The sequence below is a fragment of the Candidatus Lernaella stagnicola genome (genome assembly GCA_030765525.1).
GTDB lineage: Bacteria > Lernaellota > Lernaellaia > Lernaellales > Lernaellaceae > Lernaella > Lernaella stagnicola.
On the sequence record JAVCCK010000044.1, the window covers coordinates 1 to 24,557 of the forward strand.

Below are 24,557 nucleotides of genomic sequence, written 5' to 3' on the forward strand. Positions count from 1 at the left end.
AAACAGGCAAGGAGCTTTTTGTCATAAATCTGTGGTTGGCTGTGCCCCTTGCAATGGCTACAGGCTTTTTTGCGGGAATGGTCGGTGTTTCGGGAGGATCATTTCTAGTCCCACTGATGGTAATAGCATGCGGCGTACCCATGCGCATCGCGGTAGGAACAGCTTCAGCAATGGTAGCAGCCACTGCATTTGCTGGCTTCATGGGGCATGCCCTACATGGAAACTTCAATCCTACTTGGGCTATACCCATTGCCGGAATAACGATTTTTGGCGGTATTTTAGGAGGCAAAATCGCTCTTAAATCAAACCCAAAATATCTCAAATTACTTTTTGCCGTCACTACGCTCATTGCGGCCGTACTCATGCTGGTAAATGCGAGTGTCGCCAAGTGATTTGTATCGTTATCCTAGCTTGGTAAACCCATATCCCCGGCGGCGGTCTTCCCAGAGCATCGGCGGATGCGGCTCACGTAAGAACCGTCCACCTTGTTGGCTCGGGCGATCTCGGCGATGTTTTTGACTTCCCCGGATTCCAGCAGGTCCCTCCAAATATGGGCGCGGGCAATGGCGACGACCAGGGCATTCTGCGCCTGCTGCTTCGGGGGGAATACCCACCGAATAGAAACTATCGCGAAGTGGCTCGTATCGCCTCGGCAACACCCGCGGCGATGTCGAGCTGCGACTGATGTACACGCCGATCCGTAAGCGGTCCAGCGCCAAGGTCGCCCGGGTGGCGGTGGCGCAAAAACTGGCGGTGATTTGCTGGCTGCGCCTGATGCGCTGGCATCTGGCGCGGGTGGCCTAAAAGGACAGATATCGGCGTGCGTTGGAGGTGAGCGCGGCCCGACCCAGGTGACTAGCGGACGATCCGTCGCTTGCGCCGTTATGGTGAATGGGCGTCTCGCCTCGCGAACCGTTTTATGCACGATTCCACGCGATGGAACTCGGTGCGAATGGGCGTTACGTGCACGCACACACAACATAGAAGAAGTTTTCGAGGAAGGTTCTTGACTCACGCGGTTATGAGTGTCCCCGGAAATCCCATCAACGCATTGATCATGGATGCTGCCGTGGATGTCGAAACGGATCCCAAGCTGTTAGCTATTTTTGCAGCACGTTGATTTCATTGCCGGATGAGTTTTGGCGAGCGACAGCCGGGCGCAGAACCACCGCGCGAGCCATTGGACGTCACGACGGTTTCAGGGAGATTCCGCCGACGAGATCGCGACCGTTGAGTTGAGTCAGCATCAACAATTGGGTGTATCCGTTGGAAATGTCCTCTCGGGTCATGTGACGCGTGGTGAGAATGGGTGTGCCCAAGTTGTATTCATCGGTGTCGTCGGTAAGCAGCGTGAGCCCAAGTTCTTCTTTCTGGTCCATGAAACGCGTCCCAGGGAACAACGTTAGAAGCGCCGGGATGATTTTCTCAACGCCCAAGTCGTAAAGTTTGCGAACAAAATCGAAGGATTGTTCCATCGTCTGCCGTGTCTCATCGGGGTGAGGAAAAACCATGCTCAAAACCGGGCTGATCCCCGCGTCGACCGACCATTTCACGGCGTTTTCGACCTGTTGGAGAGTGATTTTTTTTCCGAGTTTGTTCAATAAGTCCTGGGACCCGGATTCCATGCCGAATTGAATCGTGGTGCAGCCGGCATCCCGCATCCTCTGCAGTATTTCCGCCGAGATGACATCCGCGCGCGATTCGCATGTCCATTTCAATTTGCGCCCCAGCTTTTCGGGAACACGGATTTTGGTCAAACCGTCGCAGATTCGACCGAGGCGCGCGATGTTGTGCGTCATCGTGTCGTCAACGAAATAGAAAGAGGTCAAACCGAACATGTCAATGCACAGTTGGACTTCGTCGACAACCCGTTCGGCGGATCGCTCGATGTAGGCTCGGCCCAGGACAACCGGTCCTGCGCAGAATCCACAGTTGAACGGGCAGCCCCTGCTGGTCAGCACCGTTCCCGGGATGTTGTACCGATCCAACGGCATCAAGTGTCGAGCGGGAAATGGCAGGGCGTCGAGGTCACGGATTCGCTCTCGTTTCGGCATCGTTTTTGTTTTCGGCCCAACTTTCCACACGGTGCCGGGAATTTCGGCAGGCAAAGGTTTTTTTGCGGCAACGGCCCGGCAGAGTTCCTGAAACGACCTCTCGCCTTCCCCGCAAATGACAAGGTCCACGAAGGCGTTTTGCAACGCATCCTGCGGACGCACCGAAACGTGGGGCCCCCCCAGGCAAACCACGCTTGTGCGAAGTTGCTCTTTCACCACTTTCGCGACACGCAAGCCGTTTTTGAAAGTCAGCGTGGTGGTGGAGATGCCGACGACAGCTGGTTGAAAATCGGCCAGGATCGCACGGAGTGGCTCGACATCGATGTCCTCCACATCCATGTCGTGCAGCCTCACATCGAACCCGTCGCGGATCAACACGGAAGCCAAGTATCCTATTCCGAGCGGTGGAATCGCCGACGGTTTGGCCACGAGACGATTGTGCGACCCGGGAACCGGTGCCTGTAACAAAAGAACGCGGCCGTTAAGTCCCATCGAGTTGAACCTCTTCGAATAGCGGCCGCAAGCGCCACGCCACCAGTCCGATTTTTTCGAGGCGATCGAAGTAGGAAACGACTTCATACTCCATCGCGGCCCGATTCGGAACAGCGAACTCGCCGGCCAATTGGTCGATAATCTCATTAATCGTGTGTGTTCCGTCGATCAACTGCCAGATTCGAAGGGCCGTTCCCTCGAGGCACAGGAGGTAGCGAAAACCATAGACCGAGATTCTCTCGCCGCGATCAATGTCGCCGAGGCAGCACTCGTTTGTGCGGCGCGGAGTGGCATCCAGCGACCGCTTCACCGTGACATTCATTCGATTATCATGGAATCAGTCCAACACCTTGGCGACGATCTCCAGATTCCCCATGAAATTGGGGCCCAATTCGGTGTGCGCGATTCCAAGCGAACCTTTCACGATGTCCGGGTTTCCGCGGACAAGCTCAATCGCCTCGCGCAGCGCCCTGCGCTCTCTCGGCAATAACGAATCCAGCAACTTCGCCCGCAGAAAATCTTCGTTGATCATGCCGCCGGGACGTGCGGCCACGGCCACACAAACAACAACAACGACAATAGCGGCACCTGCTCCCGCGAAGCTGTCGGGGTCGACGTTGATTTTTTCCAAGTCGGAAACTCGCCCCAAGGGAGGGAGCTTTCCCAGGTTCGGGAACGTCGATGTCTCGCGCAACAAATCGTCGTACCCATCCAAAATCCTGAGAAGCGGCGCTCTCCACTCCACGTTCACTTTTCCTTTTTTCGGGTCCTTTGTGCGTGCCATTCTCCCAGCCCTCCAAGTCAATTATCAGTTACGCCAATGCACATACGGTTGGTGTATACTTCTTACCAAGAATGTTTACTGTTTACCACCAACAGTTACAGTTTACCACGAAAAAGAATACCGTGTAAAGAAAAAACTTTTGGGACACCCATACCCACGTGAGTCAAGGTGCTTCCTCGAAAACCTCTTCTATGTTGTGCGTGCAAGCACTTAATACCCATTCGCACCGAGTTCCACCGAATGACTTTGGGCTCAAAGCAAGCAAACCGCCGTGGCTTGTCCACCAGGCCGTCCCGGTCTTCAAAAGATACGACAATGTTGCTACGATGCAAGTCGATACCCGCGTAGTACATGGGGCGCTTCTTAGATTGTTGATCGTTTGTTGACGAAACAATCACTTCAATCTTTTCGAGTGCCACTAACTACGCGGTTATCGTTTCACCATACTTAATTATCGGACGCATCTTTCACCTCGTCGAAGTCGTCCTTCCGGATTATCCTTCCGAATACGACTCCCGAGAACACGACTGTCTGATGGAATAAGTACCGAATAGAAACTATCGCGAAGTGGCTCGTATCGCCTCGGCGACACCCGCGGCGATGTCGGCGTGCCCGGCGGCGTTGGGATGCGGCCACATCATCCAAGGCAGCAAGTACTGAGCCGTTGCGTCACCCCAGCGGGCTTCGAGATCGACAACCGGCGCAGCGGCTTCGGTCGCGGCGGCGCGAATCAGAAAGTTGTAGCGACTCTCCAGCGGCAGCCAGGGCGGTCCGAATTTCGCGCGCGGCAGTTTCGGATAGGTGACGAAAACGAGTTGCGCGTCGTGGTCCGTTGCCAAGGACACGATGCTCCGGAGCGCTTTTTGAGTGCCCGCCACCGTATCGCGCCGGGGCAGGAATTCCTTGTTGTCGGGTCGGTCGGGATCCTCGCGCCACAACCGAAATGCCAGGCGGCGACGCTGCCACCAGTGCCACGTGCGGAGTGTCGGTCGCGGGCAGGTTTCGGCGGTCTGCGGATCGCCTTGCGGATACTCCTTGAGCAGCTCCAAAGGCATCGCATCCTGCACCCCGACGAACACCACAATCCACGCCGGCGACCACTTTTCCAGAGCCGACGGCAGCACGCCATCGGCGTCCGCGGTGGTCCAATCGGACGTCGAAAGTGTCGCAACGGTCGTTTTTTTACGTCCGTTCGGAAGCAAATCGGTCACCAAATGCGGCCACTTTTCTCGGTTTGTGACGCCCACGCCATAGGTCCAACCGTCTCCAAGACAAAGGATGACCTGCCCGCCGGCAGTCTCGAGCACCTCGCGCGGCTCGTAGCGGAAGTCGCCTCGCGGGGCTCCGTTCGGGCAAAAGGATGGCGGCGGCACCTCGCGGCCGGTCACGCGCAAGGCGATTTCAGCCACCAGAAGCAGCCCCAGGGGGACGAGCCACCAAAGCCGTTTTTTTCGCACACCTACTCCGGGTTGTGGTTGCCGGTATGCTACCTGAGGCGGCAGGCAAAAAAAATAGGCCCCACATGGGGCCCAACAATGCATGATTCGCTTTCCTCGCGGAAACGAATCCAGTTGAGGGAAATGAGTCGGTATCGGAAAGACCATTAAGTGGAATGGTCACAACCGGTATCGATAAACGACATCGGATTTGGCCGCCAACTTTTGGCAGACCACCTCGCGCCGGGTCTCGCGAACTACAGCCTGCCAAAGAGAGTTGATCGGTTGTTCGTTCGGTTTATTTACTTGCGGACGAATCTTCCGTCGTTTTCGCCTCAATCACTCGCCCCCGAGAACTGCACGGATAGTGCCAATTGCGGCGAGGCGTTCAATTCGCGCGAGAAATCAACAGGATGCCCGCCAGGCTTGCCGATGTACCGGCGAAGGCCGAAACAAGCAGCTTGTCAGAATTCTGAAATCAACGCCGAATATTCGCTTGAGGCTCGACGAAATACTTGATAACCACCTGTATTCATTGCGAATTTTTGCATCACAGCCTTCTCCGAGCGAAAAGCCCGATGGCGGGTATTTCGTTGAAATCAGAGTGTTAAATCAGGTGCTCGGAGACTGTGCCCGAACGTGGGTTTCCCCTTGAAAACAACCAGTCGCAATAATCGGTTGCCGGCGGAGGAGGCTCCGCGGTCGGACACGTTGCCGCCTTAGATTTCAACCAACGACGCTTCGCCATATGCCGCCTATCCACTTGATTTAATTGCTCATTGCGTTTTGCATCGGTGTTTGAAAGCCGCTTTTCTATTATGAATCACGCTGCATAATCATTTTTCTGTTGACAGGTTTTCAAAAGTTCGATATTACGAATATATAATATTTCGCAACTGCTTAACTGCTGTATTGACATCATTTGATGGAGGAGAACCGGATGTTGAAAAAAACCATTTGTAAGCGGCACGCCGACGTCTGCAAGGTGTTCGGCAATCCGCTTCGTATACGCATCATCGAAGAGTTGGTCGAACAGGATCGCACAACCAGCGAACTGGCGGAGATGCTCAAAGTCTCCCAGGTCAACGTGTCGCAGGCTCTTTCGATGATGCGCGAGCGTAACATCGTGGTGAGCCAGCGCGACGGTAACATCGTGCACCACAGCCTCGCCGACTCCAGAATTCGCAGAGTCTTTTATCTGATGCGCGAAATGCTGCTGGACAACCTCGAGCGCTCGGGCGAGTTGGCCCGTGAGGCGCGCGCGACGTTGGAGCCGGAGCAAGACGCGGACGACAAGGGTATCGCCATTTTGGACACCTGACATCGGAAAGGATCCTGACGTGAAAGTAACCCGTCGTGATTTCTTGAAAATTTCCAGCGCGACCTTTGCCGGCCTTACCGCATCCGGCTGCGGCGTGTGGAACCAAGTCGTGGATGGATCCGACCCCCGCGACCCGCGTTTTGGATACGGCGCCGATGCGAAAGTCATCCCCTCCTACTGCTCCATGTGCTACTGGAAATGCGGCCTGCTGGGCCACGTAGTCGACGGCAAATTGTGGAAGCTCACCGGCAATCCGAAAGACCCCCTCAGCCGCGGTAGGCTCTGCGGGCGCGGTACCTCCGGTGTCGGCATGCTCTACGATCCTGACCGCCTCCAAGCGCCGCTGATCCGCACGGAAAACGGCGGCGAGCAGCAGTATGAAACGGCCGCGTGGGACACGGCGCTCGCGCGCGCGGCGGAACTATTGCAGGGGGTGATCGACAAATACGGTCCCGAGAGCGTGGCGCTGCTGGTGCACGGGCAGTCGGGCGAATGGTTCAAGCCTTTGGCCAAGGCCATCGGCACGCCGAACATCGGCAAACCCAGCGCGGCGCAGTGCCGTGGTTCCCGCGACGTGGGCTATTTTCTCACGTACGGCCAGGGCATGGGATCGCCGGAGCCGCTCGACATCGAGAACTCGCGCGTGCTGATGCTTTTCGGTACGCATTTGGGCGAGAACATGCACGTGAGCCAGGTGCGCGAGTTTTCGCGATTCGTGGCCAAGACCATCGAGGGCAAGGCCAAGTTGATCGTCGCCGATCCGCGTTTTTCGGTCGCGGCGGGCAAGGCGTGGCGCTATCTGCCGATCAAGCCCAATACCGACCTGGCGCTGATGCTGGCGATGATGCATGTGATGTTGCACGAAGAAAACGAGAAGCCGCTGTACGACCACGCCTACGTCGAGAAATACGCCGCGGGCCTCGAGCAGCTTCGCGAACACGTCAAAGCCTACACCCCCGAATGGGCATACCGCGAAACGGGCATCAAGCCGGCGGTGACGCGAGAGATCGTGCACGCTTTGGCGGCGGCCGCGCCGCATGTGCTGATCCATCCCGGCCGCTTCAACGCGCGTGACGGCAACGACACGCAACGGGCACGGGCCTCGGCGATTCTTAACGCACTACTGGGTAGTTACGGTCGCAAGGGCGGTATTTTCCTTGCCGACGGGCCGCAGCTTGCGAAGCCTTCGCATCCGCCCTATCCGAAATCGGAGAGGCCGCACGTCAGCACGGGCAAGTACCAGGTTCCCAGCGGATCGCCGGTCATGCAGGACATCATCAACGCCACGATCAACCGGCAGCCGTACCCGATCAAGGCGTGGGTCGTGGTCGGTACGAATTTCTTCCAGTCGGTGCCGCATCACTACTACATGAAAATGGCGCTGGGGCAGCTCGACGCACTGATCGTGTGCGACGTCCTGCCAACCGAGCCGACCGCCTACGCGGACGTCGTGTTGCCGGAGTGCACGTACATGGAGCGACACGATCCGATCAACGCGAAGGGCTTCAAGCCCTCGTTTTTGTCGATCCGGCAGCCGTTGGTCGAGCCGATGTTCGACTCGAAACCGGGTTGGTGGATCGCCAAGAAGCTGGCCGAAAAAATGGGCCTGGGCGATTACTACCCCTTCCTCAACGCCGAACTGCACAACGACGATCAACTGCGTCGCGCCGGTCTGTCGCCGGAAAAAGTGAAGCAGCAGGGCGTCGTCGAGTTTAGCCCCGGGCCGCTGTATATCGAAGAGGGCCGCGTGCCGAAATTCGGGCCGACCGGGAAGATCGAACTATACGGGACGACGCTGGAATCCTTCGGCGGCGAGCCCCTTCCCTATTACCGTCCGCCCGAACCGATCAAGGATGGTTACCTGCGCCTGCTGTTCGGCCGCAGCCCGATCAAATCGTTCTCGCGCTCGGCGAACAACCCGCTTACCCACGATTTGGAAAACGACAACGAACTGTGGATTCACCCCAGCGCGGCAAAAATCCACACCGTGGCTGAGGGCGATTACGTCTACCTGGAGAATCAGTCGGGCAAACGTTCGAGTTCCAAGATTCGCGTGCGCCTCACCGAGCGCATCCGCCCCGACTGCGTCTACATGGTGCATGGCTGGGGCAGCCGATCCAAGCGCTTGAGCAGGGCTTACGGCCGAGGCGTCAACGACAACGAATTGATTACCAACGTGAAAATCGACCCAGTGATGGGCGCGACGGGCATGGGGATGAACGACGTGAAACTGGTCAAGACCGAAAAACGCGTACCCCAACACCTGCGCCGCGACTGCGACAGCCTGCAAGAGGAAGGCCCCATCCGCGGGCTCAAGGGCGGCGGGGGCAAGGGCAGTCAGATCAACATCATTTAACACGGCAGGAGATAGAAAATGAAAAAGCGTCTCGCCATGGTGATCGACACCCGCCGGTGTGTGGGCTGCATGGACTGTGTCATCGCCTGCCAGACCGAAAACAACGTGCCCGAGGGTTTCCATCGCGATTGGATCGCCACGGTCACCGAGGGCCGCTTCCCCAAATTGCGCACAGAGATCCGCAGCGAACGCTGCCATCATTGCGACCGCCCGCCATGCGTGACGGTCTGCCCCACCGGCGCCAGCTACAAAAACGACGACGGCGTTGTGCTGGTGGACCCCGCACTGTGCACCGGCTGCAAGGCCTGCGTGGCGGCCTGTCCCTATTTCGCGCGGTTCACCAACCCGGCGGGCTACGCCGACAAGTGCACTTTCTGCACGCACCGCACGAGCCGTGGCGACCTGCCCGCCTGCGTGTCGGTTTGCCCCACCGAGTGTTTGCACTTCGGGGATATCGCCGATCCGGAAAGCGAGGTGCGGCGTTTGATCGAAACCAACGAGTACAAGCGCCTGCGTCCGGAATTGGGCACCGAACCGCAGCTTTATTTTCTGGTTCACGGCGGCACGCGCGGTTGGTTGGACACACCGGATGATTTTGCGTCCACCGGTAGCGGCGCGGCGGCGGCGACGACGACCGCCCCAGCACCTCCACCGGCCCCGGCGGCGAAACCAGCCGGGGAGAAAAAGGGCGATGCGGCGTTTGAGGATTCGGGATGTTGACCTTCGCCTTGGGCGACGTGAGGAGCGACTGCAATGATTGAGAAACTGCTGACTCGTAACAACCCGCTGATCGATCCGCACCTGGAAATCTGGGAGTGGCAGGTGCCGTTGTATCTGTTCCTCGGCGGTCTGTGCGCCGGGCTGCTGATCCTTTCGGCGTTATTGGTGTTGCTGAAACGCGAGCAGGATTTCCCCTTCAGCACGAAGTGGGGGGCGCTATTGGCGCCGGCGTTTTTATCGCTGGGTATGGCCTGCTTATTCTGGGACCTCTCTAGCAAACTGCACGTATTTCGCTTCTACACGGCCTTCAAACCGATGTCGGCTCTGTCGTGGGGCGCTTGGCTGTTAGTGTTGGTGTATCCGGCCAACCTGCTCTTTCTGGTTATGCTGTGGAAGTTGCCGGATTTCGTACCGCAGAAAATCACCGGTTGGTACGACAAACTGCGCGCCGTCGTCCTTACCTACAAAACGCCGCTGGCGGTGATCAACTTGGCGCTCGGCCTGGGCGTGGGGATCTACACGGGCGTGTTTCTTTCGAGCCTCGTGGCGATCCGTCTCTGGAATTCGGCGCTGATGGGCCCACTGTTTCTTATCTCGGGGCTCTCGACCGCCGCGGCGCTGGCCGTGCTGTTCGAACGCGGCCATCGTGAAAAGCACCAATTGGGCGCAGCGGATTCGGGTCTGATCCTCGTCGAACTGGCGTTGCTGTTACTGCTGGTGATCGACCTGTTGGCCGGTTGCGGCGGCAACCGATGCGCGGCGCAGTTCTTGCTCACTGATGGCGTGGCGCATATTTTTTGGATCGGGCTGGTGGGCCTCGGCCTGCTGGTGCCGTTGGTGCTGGAAGTGTTCAACAACTTCACCGGCAACGTCCGCGCCTTTTGGGTGGCGCCGCTTCTGGTGCTCTCGGGCGGACTGATTCTGCGCTTTCTGATGGTGATTACCGGCCAGGAAGTCATTTGCACTCTGGCCTTCTAGCAAACGCGAGGACGCGACCATGCAGCAAAAACCGTACTTGAATCCCTACCTCGCGGGCATCTTGCTCGGCTTGGTGATTCTCTTGTCGTTTTTCCTTTCCGGCAGAGGCCTCGGAGCGTCGGGCGGAGTATCGACAATCATCGCCTCCGGCGTTCACGCTGTGGCTCCCACTTTCGCCGAAGCCCATCCTTATTTCGGCAAATATTTCGACAAAGCCACCGACGGCCATGCCAACGCTTGGAAGGTCTTTCTTTTCTTCGGCGTATTGGTCGGCGGCTTCCTTTCCGGAATCTTCTCCGGCCGGGTTCGCAAAGACCTTGAAAGGGGACCGAACATCAGCGCGCGAAGTCGCCTGCTGCTGGCTTTTGTCGGCGGCATTGTGATGGGGTTCGGCGCGCGTCTGGCGCGGGGCTGCGCAAGCGGCCAGGGCCTTTCGGGCGCGGCGGTGTTCGCTTCGGGTAGTTGGCTTTTCCTGTTGGCCCTGTTCGCGGGCGCATTCGCGGCGGCATATTTCGTACGCCGGCAGTGGATATAGGGGGCGATCATGAACGGACCACTGGCTTTAACGGGTGTGATCGGCGGCAACTTGGACATCATCGGCGCGTTTGTGATCGGCCTTTCGTTCGGATTGGTGATCGAACAGGCGGGTTTCTCGTCCGCGCGACGTGTCGCGGCGTTTTTCTACGGTCGCAACATGGCGGTACCGCGCGTGATGTTTACCGCGATCGTGACGGCGGCGGCAGGTTTGCTGTTAGCCAGTGCGTTCGGTTTGGTCGACGCCTCGCTGCTGACGGTCAACACAACCTACATTCTGCCCCACTTGCTCGGCGGTTTGCTCGTCGGAGTCGGCATGGCGACCACCGGTTTTTGCCCCGGCACCGCGCTGACATCGGTGAGTATCGGCCGACTGGACGCGATGGCGGCGTTGGCCGGGATCTTCGTGGGCGTGGCGTCCTTCGGCTTCGCCATGCCGGTCGTGGAGAAAGTGTATTACGCCACCCGCGTGGGCAACGTGACGTTGATGCAAACCTTGGGCGTATCCGCCGGGTATCTGACGGCGGCGCTGGCGGTCGCGGCGGTGGTGATGTTCGCCTTGCTCGGCTGGGTGGAACGGCGCTTCGGCGAATACCGCGACGGTGAAGAACCGGTGTTGGTCAAACAGTTCGCGGGTGCCGGGCGGTGGCTGGCCGCCGCGACGGTCGTTGTCGGATTGATGGCCGGTCTCGCCGGTTTCTCATACCTGCCGGGCGATCGTTCGGAATCGGAATTCGTGGGGAAAGATTTTCAATCGTATTTCGCCTTCATGCCCGAAGGCGGTTACGCGGTCGAGCCGGGGCAGTTGGAAGAGATGATCAACGGCGGCTTGCGGCCGCATTATCTGGTCGACGTGCGCTCGCGCGCCGAACTGAAAACGGGTGCGCTGCCCGGCGCGGTACACATCGACGCGCGGCAGTTGCGCACCGCTGAGCAAATCGCCGAATTGAAGCGGATCAAAAGACCGATCGTGTTGTACGACCAAAACGGCAGCAAGGCTTTCCAATTGCTGCCGCTGTTGCGCGCTAACGAAATCGAGGCCTACGCGCTGGCCGGGGGGTTGGACGCCTACGCGTTGCACCAATCCGGCGGCGCAAGCCCGACGCTGCAGCCCGGCAAGGCTGCGCCTCCACCACCACCATCACCAACCCCGTCGGCGCCGGCGGGCAATAAAAAAGGCGCGGCGTTCGAAGATTCTGGATGTTGACCCTTTATCCGCCGGTAACACGGCACGCTATGGAGAAAAGAAAATGAAAAAACAAGTTGTTCTGATTATCGTAATCGCCCTGCTGAGTCTGGGCATGTTCGCCTGCGGCGGCGCCGACAAATCCGCCGTGGGCCCCACGCCGGTCGCTGCGGCTCCACCGCCCCCACCAACGGCCGCGCCTGCGGCGAAGGTATTCGCCACAATCCCTGAGTACAAAGCGTGGGCGAAGAAACAAGCTGCGAAAACCGTGAGTGTCGACGAGGCCAAAACGATGATCGAGGCGGGCAAGTTCAAGGCGATCATCGACGTGCGCGAGCCGGGCGAAGTGGCCGAAGGTCACCTGCCGGGCGCGGTGAATATCCCGCGCGGCGTGCTCGAGTTCAAAATCGGCGCCAAGCTCGCCGACGTGCCCAAAGACGCACCCATTTTGCTGTACTGCAAGCACGGCGCGCGTGGCGGTCTGTCGGCCGGCGCGTTGAAAATGATCGGCTACACGAACGTCACCAACATGGACGGCGGCTTCGACGTGTGGGCCGAAAAAGGGATGCCTTCGACAAAAGATCCGTGCTGACCCATCCAGCACGTTTCGTCGAGCAAGGGGCGCCGATTCGGCGTCCCTTTTTTTTGGACCACAGTCAGGTTGCCAGCGCGAATCATGTTGCCTAAAGTCGCATTCGTGATGGAAAGGCAAACCAAACCGCCGACGCTTTTGGTGGTCGGCAAGAAGAAAAGCGGCAAAACGACGCTCGTCGTACAACTCGTGGAATTGCTGACGGCGCGCGGCTTTGCCGTGGGGACGATCAAGCACGCGGCGCACGATCACCCGCGTGACGAGCCCGGCACCGATTCGCATCGGCACCGCGAAGCCGGGGCGCACTTGGCGGCCTTTCTCACCCCGAGCGGCTTTGCGGTTTTCGGCGACGAGACGGACGAGCAGGCCAACTTCGCGCGCCTGCGGGAATGGATGGCGACGCTGGACATCATCGTGGTCGAAGGCGGCAAGCGGTTGCCGGGGCCGAAGGTCGAGGCCTTCCTCACCGATGCGCACGATACGCCGCTGCTGGGGCCGGACGAGGATTGCCTCGCCATCGTGACCGACCGGCTCACCGAACACTTTGCGCCGATCGTCGGCCCGGCGGATTTGACGCCGCTGGTGGATTTGATCGAGCGCGAACTTCTGTCGTGATGAATCCGCCCCTTACCCGAGACATGCCGCGCGAGGCCGTCGAGACATGGCTGCGTGAAACGGATCCGGAACAACTGGCGCTGCTGTGGGCCGCAGCCGACCGCACGCGGCGCGAGTGGGTCGGCGACGATGTGCACCTGCGCGGCTTGGTGGAAATTTCCAATTACTGCGTCCGCGAATGCGCGTACTGCGGCATCCGCGGGCCCAATCGCGGGCTGTCGCGGTATCGCATGACCGCCGCGGAGATACTCGACGCCGCCGGGCAGGCGCGCGAGTTCGGCTACGGTACGGTGGTGTTGCAGTCGGGCGAGGATTACGGAATCGAAACCGCCTGGCTGGCCGAAATCATCCGGCAAATGAAAGCAAAGACCGGCCTGGCGGTCACGTTGAGTCTCGGCGAGCGGCCCGAGGCGGATTGGGCGGCGTGGCGTGAGGTGGGCGCCGATCGCTACTTGCTCAAGTTCGAAACCTCCGACGAGGAACTCTACGGGCGCATTCACCCGCCGCGACCGGGCGGCGATACCGACCGCCGTCTTCAGTTGCGCCGTTTGCGGGAACTCGGCTACGAGAACGGCGGGGGCGTGATGGTCGGCCTACCGGGACAAAGCTTCGCCTCACTGGCGCGCGACATCGAAACCTTCCGCGAAATGGACCTGGACATGATCGGCGTGGGGCCGTTTATCGCCCACCCGGAAACGCCGCTGGGCCGGGGCGAGATCGAAGTGAAGATCGAGGATGCCGACCAAGTTCCCTCCACCGAAACGATGGCGTGCCGGGTCGTCGCCCTGACGCGAATCGTTTGCCCGGAAGCCAACCTGCCCAGCACGACGGCGCTGGAAACCATCAATCGAGAAAGCGGGCGAACCAGCGGCCTGCAGCGCGGCGCGAACGTTGTGATGCCCAACCTGACGCCGCCCCACTTCCGCGCGCTGTACGATATTTATCCGGAGAAATCGTTGGCCCAGCCGGACGCGGCGTCGTTTCACCTACAGCTTCTGGATCAATTGGCGGCCATCGACCGGGCACCCGGCCGCGGGCGTGGCGACCGCGTGCGTCGAACCTCGTCGACTTAGAACAATCCCGCAAAGCCCAGACGCAGCCAGAACTCCAAGCCCGTTTTCATGCCGTCTTCATCGATGTTGAAAAAGGGGCTGTGGTGTCCAGCGGTGATTCCCTTGGCCGGGTTGCCGCCGCCGATGAGCACGAACGCGCCCGGCGCCTCGTGCAGGTAAGCCCAGAAGTCCTCGGAGGCCATACCAGGTTTGCCGCTCACTACCTGTTGTTCGCCGACGATCTCGCGGCAAAGCGGCGCGAGAGCCGCCACGGTGTCCGGGTCGTTGACGACGGGATGGTTGACGTGTTCGCCGAAGGTGATGTCGGCCGCGGCGCCGAAAGCTCGCGCGACACCGCCCACGGTGCGGGTGACGCGTTCGCGGATTTCATCCAACGCCTCGGGGTTCACGAAGCGAATTGTTCCTTCCATGTTGGCCTCGGCGGCCACGGCGGTGCGAGCGTCGCCCGCCCATAAGCGCCCGACGTGCAGGATCAGCGGTTCGTTAGGATCGGCGCCCAAGGAAGCGGCGCTGCGCAGCGCCACGACGGCATGGGCCGCCACGGCCAAGGCGTCGACAGTGCCGACCGGCATGCCGGCGTGTCCGCCCTGCCCGGTGACGGCGATGTCGAAGGTGAGTGACCCGGCCAAGATCGGCCCGGGCACCAGACCGATCACCCCGAGAGGAACGTCGCTGAAAATGTGCAGCCCGACCACGCGATCGACGCCCTTCATCGCGCCGCCGCGGACCATGGCCACCGAGCCGGTTTCGTCTCGTTGGTCGGCTTCCGGCGGTGGTGTTTCTTCGGCGGGTTGAAAGATGAGGCGCACGGTACCCGGCAGTTCGTCGCGGTGTTCCACGAACCCGGCGGCGGCCGCCAGGAGCATGGCCGCATGGACGTCGTGACCGCAGGCGTGCATTTTGCCGGGTTTTTCGGATTGATAGGGTACCCCTGTCTGCTCGTGAATCGGTAACGCGTCGATGTCGGCGCGCATCGCGACGGTGCCGCCCGGCTTGCCGCCGACGATATCGGCCAGCAGGCCGGTTTCGGAGACTCGGCGCGGCGCCAAACCCATTTCGCTCAGGCGCGCGGCCAAGAAGTCGCTGGTCTCATGTTCGTCCCACGACGTTTCGGGATGCTGATGAAAATGCCGCCGCCACGCCACGGTTTGGGGAAAACGCTGCTCGACCATCGCTTTGAAGTTCATGATTCCCTCTTGCTAAAAAGGCCCATTCGTCGGCGAAACGAATGGGCCCGGTTCTCGCGGAGTCACGTGCTTAGAGCAGTTCGTCGACGTTTTCCTGAATCTTGCGAATTGCGGTGATGATGTCGTCGATGTCCTGCTTGGTGCCCATCAAGTACGGATAGTGCACCCAAACGGCTTCGTCGAAGGTCGCTTTTTGCGTTACGGGGCAATCGGCGGCGTGCGCCTCGGTGATCGCCTCGCCGTAGCGCTCGCGGATCGCCGGGTAGTAATCGGCGGTCACCGGGAATTCATCGCGGCCGGGAATCGCCTCGTAGAAGGGACCGTCAAACTCGACGCCCTCGGCGTAAAGCGCTTGCAGGAACTGATTGCGGTGCAAGCCCTTGAAGCCTTCGGGATGGAATTTGAAAATGTATTGGTAGTGATGCTGCGGCGTCAGGCGCGGGTCGCGCTCGATGACTTCGATGCCGTCGATCTGACGGAGTTGTTCGGTGAAATAGGCGGCGTTCTCCATCCGCAGCCGCGTGCGTTCATCCAGCGCCGCCAATTGCGCCAACAGCACACCGGCCTGAAATTCGCCGATGCGGTAATTCCAGCCGACCAGCCAGCCGTCGAATTTGCTGTAACCGGATTCTTTGCGCCCGCAATTGACCAGACTGTGCAGCTTCATGTTGAACTCTTCGTCGTTGGTCAGCACGAGGCCGCCTTCGCCGGAGGTCATCAGCTTGCTGGACTGGAACGAGAACGAGCCGAAATGGCCGATCGAGCCCAGCCCGACTCCGTTCCATTTGGCACCGTGCGCGTGGGCGCAGTCTTCAATGATGATCAGGTTGTGCTTGGCCGCGATCTCCATGAAGCGGTCCATGTCGGCGGCGGAGCTACCCAGGTGCACGGGAATGATCGCCTTGGTTTTGTCGGTGATTTTGGCCTCGACGATGTCGGGGTCGAGCGTGTAGTCCTCGGCCTTCACGTCAGCGAACACCGGCACGCCGTTGGTCGTGACCACTGCGGTGGCGGTGGCGACCCAGGTATAGGGCGGCACGATGACTTCGTCGCCGTACTTGAGCCCGGCGGCGCGCAAGCACATCTCAAGGGAGACGGTGCCGTTGGCGCAACAGACTCCGTATTTGGCTCCGGTGTAGGCAGCGAACTTTTCGCCAAACTCCTTCGCCTTGCGGTTGGGTGAGGGATACCCGCCCCACGACCGGCTTTCGAGCACGTCGAGCAGTTGCTCTTTTTCCATTTCGCTCGACGGCGGCCAGACCGGCCACGGCTTGGTTCTGACTTTCGGTCCGCCATTGATCGCTAATTCGCTCATTGTCCTCTCCTTCGCAGAGGGTAATTTTTACGCATTACAAATGCCGTCATCGTGTTAGGAGTATTTGAACACACATTCAAAGTCAAGCACCGTTTCCGCCCGAACTGTAGATGATTCCGCCCCACTCGTCGAGGGGTGACTCGGGGTGAAAGAACTGAGGCGCACGAATCACAGAAAGCTGCTATGACGAAACAGATTTCGCTCTGGCAATCATTCTTTTCACCGCCGAATTCGCTCTTGTCACCAGCAATTCGATTCGCGGGTGCGAGTGCGCGAACACGCGGAAAATCTCGTCGGCGAAAGCCTGGCCGATCATGTGAACGCCGGTGAAATCGAACATTACGGTTTTGAACAGGTCGATTCTGGCCAGAAGCCTTTTGGCTTGGGAACGGGAAATGAGTTCGTCGTCGCCGTATTGCGCCATGCGTACGGGAACGATGGTTCTGGAGAAGCTGTAATCGTCGCCTGAGGCAAATCGATCGAAAACTTTTTTCGTCGTACGGGCCGAGTGGTTGCTCAATTCCATGACGACAAAAGTTCCTTGCCTCGATGGCCGCAATTGTTCGATCCAGTCTTCCGGTTTCCCAAACTCGTGACTGAAAAAAACGTCACCGGACAAGATATGGAAACGGTCCATCATGCGTGATGTAAAAAACACGCCTTCGCCTGTATGGCGTTGCGGATCGGTCGTCATCTTCCCTTTGGCCAGTTCCAACACCGCATGACGTTCATCCAGTAAACCCAAGGCTTTTTGAATTTTCTTGAAAATCCCCACGCCGTTGTCGCCAATGACGATCGTGGATCGTTGCGGCCATTTTCTTATTACGACGGTTACATCGGAACCCTCGGAGTGTTCGAGCGCGTTGTTGAATATCTCGGTGAACGCATATTGCCAGATGCTTCTGACGTTCTCAGGCAAGTTGTCGAAAACCGGGCGAAGGTCGGTTGCCCAGACCCGGTCTTCGGCCAAGTCCGGCGTGATCGCGTATCTTTTCAACCAAGCTTCTGCGGGAGCGAGTTCGTATCGCCGGTTCCGCGTCTTTCCCGAAACGACGAGCGCTTGCTCGCCGGCCAGCCGCTGCAAATGCTTGTTGACGGCCTGGCGCGAAATCCCAAAGCGTTCCGCAGTGACGTTGCTGATATCGCTTGGGTGCGATTCGACATTTTCCAGAATGAAACGGCGGATCTTCTCGCCGCGTTCACGAACCTTTGCCATGACCCGGAAACTCCTTTTTTCTTGCCTTACCCGGCAACCGACATTGTCAACCGCACCGCGCTCATTGTCAACCTTACGACAAGGCTTTGTCAACCTTTACCGTACCGGTCGGAACCTGTTAGGAAATCGAGTAGTCGCTACAGAGCGTCCTAAAACCCCCAGCCCAGCGCATTCATCAACTGTCCGACGCCGAAGCTGGCGGCGTTGGCGATGAAGGAGGCGGCGACGGCCAGGGAGAAAGGAATGCGGCGGCCGAAGGCGCGCGGGACGGCCCAAAAGGTGAAGGTTTCCAGCACGCAAACCAGCAGTTCGCCGGAAACGAGATAGGCGGTATAGGGGCTGCGGATGATCTCGCGCCCGCCGCAGTGAAAAAACCACGAGTAGACGACGTCGCGCCAGACGAACCACAACAAAGGATGCGTGTAGGCCGTGCCGGCGGCTCCCGCGATCGCCAACTGCCACGCCTTGGCGTAGCGCCGGGCGAAGAAGATGAAGATCGGCACCTCGATGGCAAAGGTGAATAGGTAGGCTTTAAACCAGCGGACGGTGAATTCTGAGAATTCGAACATGCGCGGCGCGCCTACCGACGCCGTCGCAACGCGAGAGCAAGCAACCCCACGCCGAGCATCAACGCGAGCATCGGGATCGTCGGCGAGCGATGGGTGGCGCAGCCGCCGCTATCGTTGTTGTCGTTGTCATCGTCGTCATCGTTTTCGTCGGTGGGGTAGGTGTCATTATCGTCGTCGTCATCGTCGGCGGGCACTGGCAAAAGGATTTCGTCGGTCCAAAAGGCCTCGTTGCAAACACTCTGCTCGGTGTCGTCGCAATTCTCGTCTTGGGTGAATTTTATTTCGTCGCACTGGCCGAGATACTCCCAGTTGTCGCCTTCTTGCTGCTGCACTTCCATCTGGAAATTACCGTGCGGCAGACAGAGGGCGGGCAAGGAGAAGTAGTAGGTCTCAAGGCAGGTTCCCGGGCACTCGGCACCCGGATTGGCATTGCAGTCGACGCAACGCTCCGGCTCGGTATCGCATAACGACGGGGACTCGATGGGGAAGCATTCGCGCGTCAATCCCAACGCACCGCCCGCCGCGGTCGGCAGCACTTCACGCGGGCCGAACCAAACATCAAGACCGTCGGCCATGCGAACGGCCCGCTCGCTCTCGAAATCGTCAACGGAATCGCCATCGAGATTCGTGAGTACGCGTAAGAACTCCACGCCGACACACAGCGTTTCGCCTTCCCAACGGCACGGCAGGTCCACGGTTTCATCCGGCAGGGGATTGGCAAAGACGGCGGGCGCGAGGGCCAGAGTGGCTATTAACAAGAACGCCGCGATTTGCTTCGGCATGCTTGACTCCGTCGCCCCCAGGTTGTTCCTGCTTTTCGTTTAGCACGTTTGGGCCGGGAAGGAAAACCTTTTGGTTGATTTCACGAGTCGGCTTTGGCTCGACGCACCTGCTGCAGCGTCAAAAACGCCAGCACGCCCAATGCCGCCAGCAACGCCAACCAGATCAGCACCCGGTATCGTTCGTGCCAGTCCAAGGCCGGCTTGGGCTCCGCTTCGTATTGCGGATTGGCGCGCACGTTGGCAAGCACGGCCTCACCGAGACCTTTTTCGGCCAGCGAGTCGGCATATTTGCTTAGATCGTAGCGGGGAGTCTTGCCGGCGGGCCAACCGAAATACAACTGGAAGGCTTCACCGGATTGCCCCTTGAATCGGATGGCAATCGGCGAGAATCGAGCCTCGGCCGGCGTGACGGCCAGCGGCTTGTCATCTCGGTTTTCGATTTTGATCAGCAGGTATCGAAATTGGCGGCCACTCAGCGGCAGTGCCAGATGTTCCTCTGAACCTTCGCGGCGCGGCAGGCGGTACAGCGCCCCTTGGTAAACGGTTTGCCACGGTGTTTCTTTCTCGACCTTTTTCTCGTAGCCGTCTTCGCCGCGGCGCGTGACGGTCATGATTTCGGTGGACCGCCCGAGCACCGTGCAGCGCCGCGAGAATTCACCCTCGAGGACGTCAAGCACGATTTCGCGCCAAGCGAGGTTGGCGTGGCGCAAGTCGAGGTATAAGTGGGTTTCGCGCTCTTTTTCCACTTCCACCCGCTTTTGCAGAATCGGAATGATTGCCTGCGGCTCCACGCCCTGCGTGCTCTGCCGAAAGGCCGCCACGCTGCTGATGTCAACACGCGACGCGTCGTCGACATCGTGGAACACGGTGATGCGGAAGTGGTCGTCGGTGTGGGTGGGAATGGCGATGCGGTTCTTCACGAAGCCGTCGCCGGACCCGCCGCGCACATCGAACAAATAGCCTTCGGTCACGTATCGCCAATGGCGACCGTCGGCCGAACTCTCAATGAGCGCGCGCCGCTTGTAAACCTGGCTGTTGGTTTTGATTTCGAGAACGTTTTTCTCGGCCCGCCCATGGAAGGTCGCGTCGACCCGCACGGATCGGCCGGGGTCGTATGTGCGGTTGGTTAGCGTGGCGGTGTACTTGGACACAACCTTTTCGCGCCGCAAGGTCTTTACGACGTAGGGTTCAATGTCGCCGGCGGCGTTGACCAATCGCAAGTCGGCCAGCGAGGGATCGGCGATGTCGAGCACGGCGGGCGGCAGCACGAGTTGACGAAACATCGTGTTGTCGCGCGCCGCTTCCACGTCGGCCATATGGGAAAAGGGCTTGGTGTCGAAAGTCGGCGCGGCGGCGGCAAGCGTGACGCTCAGCGCAACCGCCAGGGCCAAAACGAAAGCGCGAATTTTCACTATGCTTCTCCCGGATTGTCGTTCAATCGTTTTTCCACGAGATGGTACAGGTAGGAAGCGCCCATCATCAACACGCCGACGCAGAAGAAGGCGAGGATGCGGTAGAGCGCCGTCAGCCCGGCCATGTCCACCAGCACGAGCTTGGCGAGCGTGACGCCGAACAAGCCCAGCGCCGCCAGACGTAGCGGTCGCCATCGTTTCCAGAACCCCACGACCAGCAAAGCGATGGCGTAGGCGGCCCAAGTAATCGTCAACGAAAGTTGCCCGGCGCGCAGCGAGAGGGATGTGTCGGTAATGGTATCGCCGGTGAAGCGATAGATCTCCGTGCTGAGAATCACCAGAAGCCATAACAGGAATACGCCGAACAGCCACGGCAGCGCCCCGAGTTCAACCTCTTCCTTCGGTCGACGGCGGGCGATATGCAAATACCAGCCGAACACGAACAGTGCGACGAAGTTGGGCAAAAAACGCAGATTCGCGAACACGATGAAGCCTTTGGGCCAATCGATGAAGTAGCATCGGTAGGCCAAGACCGCAGCCACAGCGATCAAAACCAAGCCGAAGACGCGCGCCACGACGTCGCGGCGAAGCCAACCGAGTTGGGTGTACAGCGCCGCGGCGACCGCCCACACAAGCGACCTGGCCGGCCAACTGCTGCGATGTGTTTCGACGACGAAGGGTTGGTCGAAAAACTCGATGAATTGGGCGATTTCCTCGCCAACGAGCGCCGCTGCGATGAGGCCGCCCGCGATGAGGCCGCCCTTTTCCACGACGGTATCAACCGGCTCCGCCTGCGAGCGGAAGGCGCGATGCACGATAGCCAGGGCGAAAGCGGAAGCCACTACTATCAGCGCGCTGCCGAACTTGGCGTTTAGGAAAAGCGTGAAATACGCCGTGTGCAACGTCGAATGCGTGAAGAGCAAGCGCCCGGCCGCCACCAGGAATACCGCCGCGCCGCCGAGTCGCGCGGGGAGATATCGGAAACGGTAGCCGAGGTAAATCAGCACCGGCCCTTCCACTGCCCAGGCCAGGGTGATGCCGTTCAGGCGCAGATGCAGCGGCACCGTCATCGTCAGGAAAACGACCGCCAGGGCGACGAAGCCGAAAAGCGCCGCGGGGTCACCGGCGATCCGGCGGCGGGTCAGTATGCCGAGGGCCAGGTAGCACGCGGCCATGACCAGGACGACGAAGCCGAGGGTGAAATCGTGCTCGGGATGCAAAATCGCGTAGGCGAAAACAAAGGCGATCACCGCGTTGGCCATGGCCATGATGAAACGTTCCACCTTGATCTTGGTGCCGTGGCGAAAATGGTTGACGAAGGGCAGGATCAGGAACACGAGGTAGAAGGCGGCGAGCCAAGCCAAGGTCGCCCAGCGTTGCGGCTCGTCGTAATAGCGCAAATACCAACCGAAGAACAACGCGTAAGTGCCCACGAACGCCAGCACGTCCAGCGCCCGCCAGCGGCGAAAGAAGGCGACACCGAGCACCGCCAGATCCAGCAGGATCAGGTACGCGTAGAGGGCGTCGCGCGAGTTGACGCCGGTGGAAAGCAACACGGGAGTCAACAAGCCGCCGAGGACGGCGAGGAAGGCAATAACGACGGCCTCGTGCAGTACGGCCAAGGTCATGCCCAGTGCGACCGCGCCGATCAAACCGACGAAAGCCAGTTCCCGCGGCACCAAATCGTAGAGACCGTGCGCGGCAAACGTAGAGAGAAAAATCACGGCCAGGCCAAGGCCGAGCATCCCCTGCCCCAAGATCGGCATCGAGCGGCGAATGAAGCGATCACCCGCCACGATCACGGCGATACCGGCCACCAAACCCAGCAACACGCGGGCGGTGGGGCCGACGTAGCCGCTGTCGAAGGCGTATTTGATGAAAAATCCCGCCGCGAGAAAGAGCACGAGCGCGCCGGCGTAGGTCATCCAACGCTTGCCGATTATCTCTTCCCAATTTTCCGATGCGGGGCGGCTCGGCGGCGTAGCGGGAGGCGGCGGCGCAGTCGGCGGCGCGGGTGGAGCAGTGGGCAGCGACGGAGATGCGGCCGAGGGTTGCGGTTTCGGCGCAAACTCCACCGGGCTTGGCGCGTCGACTGTCTGGGCGGGGGGCGGCTTGTCGGGAGACGTTTCAGCAACCGGTGGTGTCGCGCGCGATTCGGCGAAAATCCGTAGTTGGCGTTCGAGTACGCGCAGGCGGGTTTCGAGTTTTCGCCCGTCGTCGCGGCGGCGCATGTTCATGATAAACGCGGCGAACCCGAAGGCTGCGAAGGCAATCACCACAAGGTTAACGATCGCCAGAAAGATCACCAAGCAACTTTCGTCCACGGCAGCCTCCCAACCTGTCGTTGCAGGGGCGGTTCCGCGCTGATCGACATCGAAGCGCCACCGGCAATCTTACGTCACGTGATTGTCATGTTTATGCCACGCGCGACGGGGCTTGTCACGGCCTGGACTTGTCACGAACCGACGCGGGCGGCATGGTAGCGGCAAACAAAAAGGGAGACTGCGGTTGCGCACAAAAGGTTCCACGCTGGCGGGCTATCGCCACACGAGGCACGCAATGTTCCTGGCCGCAGGCGCGGTGGCGGCCGGGAGTTTGGCCGCGGTGTGGATGCAACGGCCGGATTGGTTCTTGAAACGCCTGGCCGTGCCCTACCCGTTTCAAGTCTTTCTTGAAAACTACAACCGCCTGCTGATCGACTTCCCCCTCGTGCTGTGGGTGACCGGCGCGGCGCTGGCGGCGCTGGCCCTCGTGGTATGGCGAACGGCCGGACGCACCGTCGAAAACGATTCGTCGCGGCTACGCATCTCGGTACCCGTGGAGTTCCTGATTTACGCGGCTCTGCTTGTTGCAGCCGGGTACTTATCGCTGCGCCACTGGGAGTATTGGGGTCGCCCGAAGTGGGATAACTATTGGCTTTTCGCCCGCGTACTGCATGATTTCTGGACGCATCCCGGCGCGGAAACCTGGTTTACGCTGCAAAAATGGGTGGCGGAGTTCCCGCACTCGCCCAGCCCGTTGACGCCGGTGGTCATCAGCGTGTTGATGGTCGTGTACGACGACCCGCTGCGCTGGCTGCAGATGCTCAGTTTCGGCGCGACAATCGGCTCGCTGGCGCTGGTGCGCTCACTCGGACGCCGCCTGGCGCCGGATGTGCCGACGTGGCTGCTCGGCGCGCTGTTCTTGACCCACGCGGCGACGATGCGCAATTCGCTGTTTATTCAACTCGACGCCATCAGTTCCTTTTTCGTGTTGGCGTTCTATTGGTTGTGGTTTCGCTGGCGCGACGAGCCGACACAAAACCGTCTGACGGCGCTGGTCGTTTTTCTCATCGCGGCGGTCATGCAAAAGACGACGCTCTTTCCTTTGCTGGCTATCCCTTTCCTCGCGGCCGTGTACGACGATTGGCGCGCCGGGCGCCGGCGGTGGCTGGAGTGGCTGCGCATCGGCCTAGCGACGGCCGCCCTTCCCGCCGCACTGTTCGGCGGCTATCTGCTGCTATTGGGCGTCGGGCGCAACTTCGGCACGCAAGTCGAGCTGATGGGTTCGGGGTGGAACGAACTGGACTTCTCGCTGACACGCTTCGCGTTCGCCACGGGATTTCTCGTGTGCCCCTATCTGCCGCTGGTCTTCGGCGAGCAACGCTGGGACGCCAACCGAGTGGCGCTGGCGGCGTATCCGGTGCTTTTTCTGTTGTCGGTGACGGCGGTGCGCGGCCCGTATTGGTCGCGCTATTACTCGCACTTGCTTGGGCCGTTGTTGCTTTTGGCCGCACCGCACCTGGCGCGCTTGTCCCGGCAGCAGCGCGGCGCGTGGCTGGCGCCCACCTATGTGGCGGGTGTGGCGGCAGTGCAATACACGATGATCGCAGCGCATATTTTCTAGGGTATTCTCGTTTTCGACCGCGCTTTCGCGGCGTCGTGAGATTGAAATAG

22 protein-coding genes are annotated in these 24,557 nt (G+C 59.9%); 11 read left to right on the forward strand and 11 right to left on the reverse strand.

All coding sequences use genetic code 11. The features are described from left to right. The coding region (locus P9L99_20605; protein ID MDP8225773.1) for a sulfite exporter TauE/SafE family protein at window positions 1-392 on the forward strand (392 nt) is incomplete at its 5' end. Window positions 393-1,187: 795 nt separating this feature from the next. On the opposite strand, the gene P9L99_20610 is transcribed toward P9L99_20605, so the two are convergent. The 4 genes from P9L99_20610 to P9L99_20625 form a co-directional block, all read right to left on the reverse strand. Continuing rightward, complete coding sequence (locus tag P9L99_20610) at window positions 1,188-2,546, reverse strand: radical SAM protein (GenBank protein MDP8225774.1); 1,359 nt, start codon at window positions 2,544-2,546, stop codon at window positions 1,188-1,190. Beyond that, entirely contained in the window at window positions 2,536-2,868 is a 333-nt protein-coding gene (locus P9L99_20615; protein ID MDP8225775.1) for a PqqD family protein, read from the reverse strand. Before P9L99_20615 ends, P9L99_20610 begins: the two co-directional genes overlap by 11 nt. Window positions 2,869-2,883: 15 nt before the next feature. After that, the gene (locus P9L99_20620) at window positions 2,884-3,177 is read right to left on the reverse strand and encodes a hypothetical protein (protein ID MDP8225776.1); all 294 of its coding nucleotides are present in this window, start codon (window positions 3,175-3,177) and stop codon (window positions 2,884-2,886) included. A 710-nt stretch (window positions 3,178-3,887) separates the two neighbouring features. Continuing rightward, entirely contained in the window at window positions 3,888-4,787 is a 900-nt protein-coding gene (locus P9L99_20625; GenBank protein ID MDP8225777.1) for an SGNH/GDSL hydrolase family protein, read from the reverse strand. A 919-nt stretch (window positions 4,788-5,706) separates the two neighbouring features. On the opposite strand from P9L99_20625, the gene P9L99_20630 reads away from it, so the two are divergent. From P9L99_20630 to hydE, 9 genes are all read left to right on the forward strand, one after another. After that, on the forward strand, window positions 5,707-6,087 hold the full coding sequence (locus P9L99_20630) for a metalloregulator ArsR/SmtB family transcription factor (GenBank protein ID MDP8225778.1): 381 nt from the start codon (window positions 5,707-5,709) through the stop codon (window positions 6,085-6,087). A gap of 19 nt (window positions 6,088-6,106) precedes the next feature. Continuing rightward, on the forward strand, window positions 6,107-8,443 hold the full coding sequence (locus P9L99_20635) for a molybdopterin-dependent oxidoreductase (GenBank protein MDP8225779.1): 2,337 nt from the start codon (window positions 6,107-6,109) through the stop codon (window positions 8,441-8,443). An 18-nt stretch (window positions 8,444-8,461) separates the two neighbouring features. Continuing rightward, complete coding sequence (locus tag P9L99_20640) at window positions 8,462-9,163, forward strand: 4Fe-4S dicluster domain-containing protein (GenBank protein MDP8225780.1); 702 nt, start codon at window positions 8,462-8,464, stop codon at window positions 9,161-9,163. Between the two features lie 33 nt (window positions 9,164-9,196). Further along, on the forward strand, window positions 9,197-10,141 hold the full coding sequence (nrfD, locus tag P9L99_20645; GenBank protein ID MDP8225781.1) for an NrfD/PsrC family molybdoenzyme membrane anchor subunit: 945 nt from the start codon (window positions 9,197-9,199) through the stop codon (window positions 10,139-10,141). Window positions 10,142-10,160: 19 nt separating this feature from the next. Next, on the forward strand, window positions 10,161-10,676 hold the full coding sequence (locus P9L99_20650) for a YeeE/YedE thiosulfate transporter family protein (GenBank protein MDP8225782.1): 516 nt from the start codon (window positions 10,161-10,163) through the stop codon (window positions 10,674-10,676). Between the two features lie 9 nt (window positions 10,677-10,685). After that, window positions 10,686-11,882 carry a rhodanese-like domain-containing protein gene (locus tag P9L99_20655; protein ID MDP8225783.1) on the forward strand — a complete coding sequence of 399 codons (1,197 nt, stop codon included), beginning with the start codon at window positions 10,686-10,688 and terminating at the stop codon, window positions 11,880-11,882. A 43-nt stretch (window positions 11,883-11,925) separates the two neighbouring features. After that, the gene (locus tag P9L99_20660; protein ID MDP8225784.1) at window positions 11,926-12,453 is read left to right on the forward strand and encodes a rhodanese-like domain-containing protein; all 528 of its coding nucleotides are present in this window, start codon (window positions 11,926-11,928) and stop codon (window positions 12,451-12,453) included. Window positions 12,454-12,537: 84 nt separating this feature from the next. Next, entirely contained in the window at window positions 12,538-13,068 is a 531-nt protein-coding gene (gene mobB / locus P9L99_20665) for a molybdopterin-guanine dinucleotide biosynthesis protein B (GenBank protein ID MDP8225785.1), read from the forward strand. Between the two features lie 23 nt (window positions 13,069-13,091). After that, window positions 13,092-14,141 carry a [FeFe] hydrogenase H-cluster radical SAM maturase HydE gene (hydE, locus tag P9L99_20670; protein MDP8225786.1) on the forward strand — a complete coding sequence of 350 codons (1,050 nt, stop codon included), beginning with the start codon at window positions 13,092-13,094 and terminating at the stop codon, window positions 14,139-14,141. On the opposite strand, the gene P9L99_20675 is transcribed toward hydE, so the two are convergent. From P9L99_20675 to P9L99_20705, 7 genes are all read right to left on the reverse strand, one after another. Continuing rightward, window positions 14,138-15,328 (reverse strand): amidohydrolase, encoded by a 1,191-nt coding sequence (locus tag P9L99_20675; GenBank protein ID MDP8225787.1) that lies wholly within the window; start codon window positions 15,326-15,328, stop codon window positions 14,138-14,140. The genes hydE and P9L99_20675 overlap by 4 nt on opposite strands. 70 nt (window positions 15,329-15,398) lie before the next feature. After that, complete coding sequence (locus tag P9L99_20680; protein ID MDP8225788.1) at window positions 15,399-16,643, reverse strand: DegT/DnrJ/EryC1/StrS family aminotransferase; 1,245 nt, start codon at window positions 16,641-16,643, stop codon at window positions 15,399-15,401. 181 nt (window positions 16,644-16,824) lie between these two features. Further along, window positions 16,825-17,859, reverse strand: a complete 1,035-nt coding sequence (locus P9L99_20685; GenBank protein ID MDP8225789.1) for a DUF4325 domain-containing protein — start codon at window positions 17,857-17,859, stop codon at window positions 16,825-16,827. A gap of 149 nt (window positions 17,860-18,008) precedes the next feature. Beyond that, window positions 18,009-18,428: a hypothetical protein gene (locus P9L99_20690; GenBank protein ID MDP8225790.1), complete on the reverse strand. Its 420-nt coding sequence runs from the start codon at window positions 18,426-18,428 to the stop codon at window positions 18,009-18,011. Between the two features lie 11 nt (window positions 18,429-18,439). Beyond that, entirely contained in the window at window positions 18,440-19,210 is a 771-nt protein-coding gene (locus P9L99_20695; GenBank protein MDP8225791.1) for a hypothetical protein, read from the reverse strand. An 80-nt stretch (window positions 19,211-19,290) separates the two neighbouring features. Next, window positions 19,291-20,622 carry a DUF3999 family protein gene (locus tag P9L99_20700; protein ID MDP8225792.1) on the reverse strand — a complete coding sequence of 444 codons (1,332 nt, stop codon included), beginning with the start codon at window positions 20,620-20,622 and terminating at the stop codon, window positions 19,291-19,293. Further along, complete coding sequence (locus P9L99_20705; protein MDP8225793.1) at window positions 20,622-22,946, reverse strand: DUF2339 domain-containing protein; 2,325 nt, start codon at window positions 22,944-22,946, stop codon at window positions 20,622-20,624. Before P9L99_20705 ends, P9L99_20700 begins: the two co-directional genes overlap by 1 nt. Window positions 22,947-23,130: 184 nt before the next feature. Here P9L99_20705 and P9L99_20710 point away from each other — a divergent pair, with 184 nt between their 5' ends. After that, window positions 23,131-24,507, forward strand: coding sequence for a hypothetical protein (locus P9L99_20710; GenBank protein ID MDP8225794.1), 1,377 nt, complete (start codon window positions 23,131-23,133; stop codon window positions 24,505-24,507). The last annotated feature ends 50 nt before the right edge of the window (window positions 24,508-24,557 follow it).

What these genes read in the sequence shown, in the direction of transcription:
- P9L99_20680 (MDP8225788.1), bottom strand. Translation starts at nt 16,643, where the DNA reads ATGAGCGAATTAGCGATCAATGGCGGACCGAAAGTCAGAACCAAGCCG.
- P9L99_20660 (MDP8225784.1), top strand. Translation starts at nt 11,926, where the DNA reads ATGAAAAAACAAGTTGTTCTGATTATCGTAATCGCCCTGCTGAGTCTG.
- P9L99_20615 (MDP8225775.1), bottom strand. Translation starts at nt 2,868, where the DNA reads ATGAATGTCACGGTGAAGCGGTCGCTGGATGCCACTCCGCGCCGCACA.
- P9L99_20675 (MDP8225787.1), bottom strand. Translation starts at nt 15,328, where the DNA reads ATGAACTTCAAAGCGATGGTCGAGCAGCGTTTTCCCCAAACCGTGGCG.
- P9L99_20630 (MDP8225778.1), top strand. Translation starts at nt 5,707, where the DNA reads ATGTTGAAAAAAACCATTTGTAAGCGGCACGCCGACGTCTGCAAGGTG.
- P9L99_20655 (MDP8225783.1), top strand. Translation starts at nt 10,686, where the DNA reads ATGAACGGACCACTGGCTTTAACGGGTGTGATCGGCGGCAACTTGGAC.
- P9L99_20695 (MDP8225791.1), bottom strand. Translation starts at nt 19,210, where the DNA reads ATGCCGAAGCAAATCGCGGCGTTCTTGTTAATAGCCACTCTGGCCCTC.
- hydE (MDP8225786.1), top strand. Translation starts at nt 13,092, where the DNA reads ATGCCGCGCGAGGCCGTCGAGACATGGCTGCGTGAAACGGATCCGGAA.
- P9L99_20640 (MDP8225780.1), top strand. Translation starts at nt 8,462, where the DNA reads ATGAAAAAGCGTCTCGCCATGGTGATCGACACCCGCCGGTGTGTGGGC.
- P9L99_20610 (MDP8225774.1), bottom strand. Translation starts at nt 2,546, where the DNA reads ATGGGACTTAACGGCCGCGTTCTTTTGTTACAGGCACCGGTTCCCGGG.
- P9L99_20650 (MDP8225782.1), top strand. Translation starts at nt 10,161, where the DNA reads ATGCAGCAAAAACCGTACTTGAATCCCTACCTCGCGGGCATCTTGCTC.
- mobB (MDP8225785.1), top strand. Translation starts at nt 12,538, where the DNA reads ATGTTGCCTAAAGTCGCATTCGTGATGGAAAGGCAAACCAAACCGCCG.
- P9L99_20685 (MDP8225789.1), bottom strand. Translation starts at nt 17,859, where the DNA reads ATGGCAAAGGTTCGTGAACGCGGCGAGAAGATCCGCCGTTTCATTCTG.
- P9L99_20690 (MDP8225790.1), bottom strand. Translation starts at nt 18,428, where the DNA reads ATGTTCGAATTCTCAGAATTCACCGTCCGCTGGTTTAAAGCCTACCTA.
- nrfD (MDP8225781.1), top strand. Translation starts at nt 9,197, where the DNA reads ATGATTGAGAAACTGCTGACTCGTAACAACCCGCTGATCGATCCGCAC.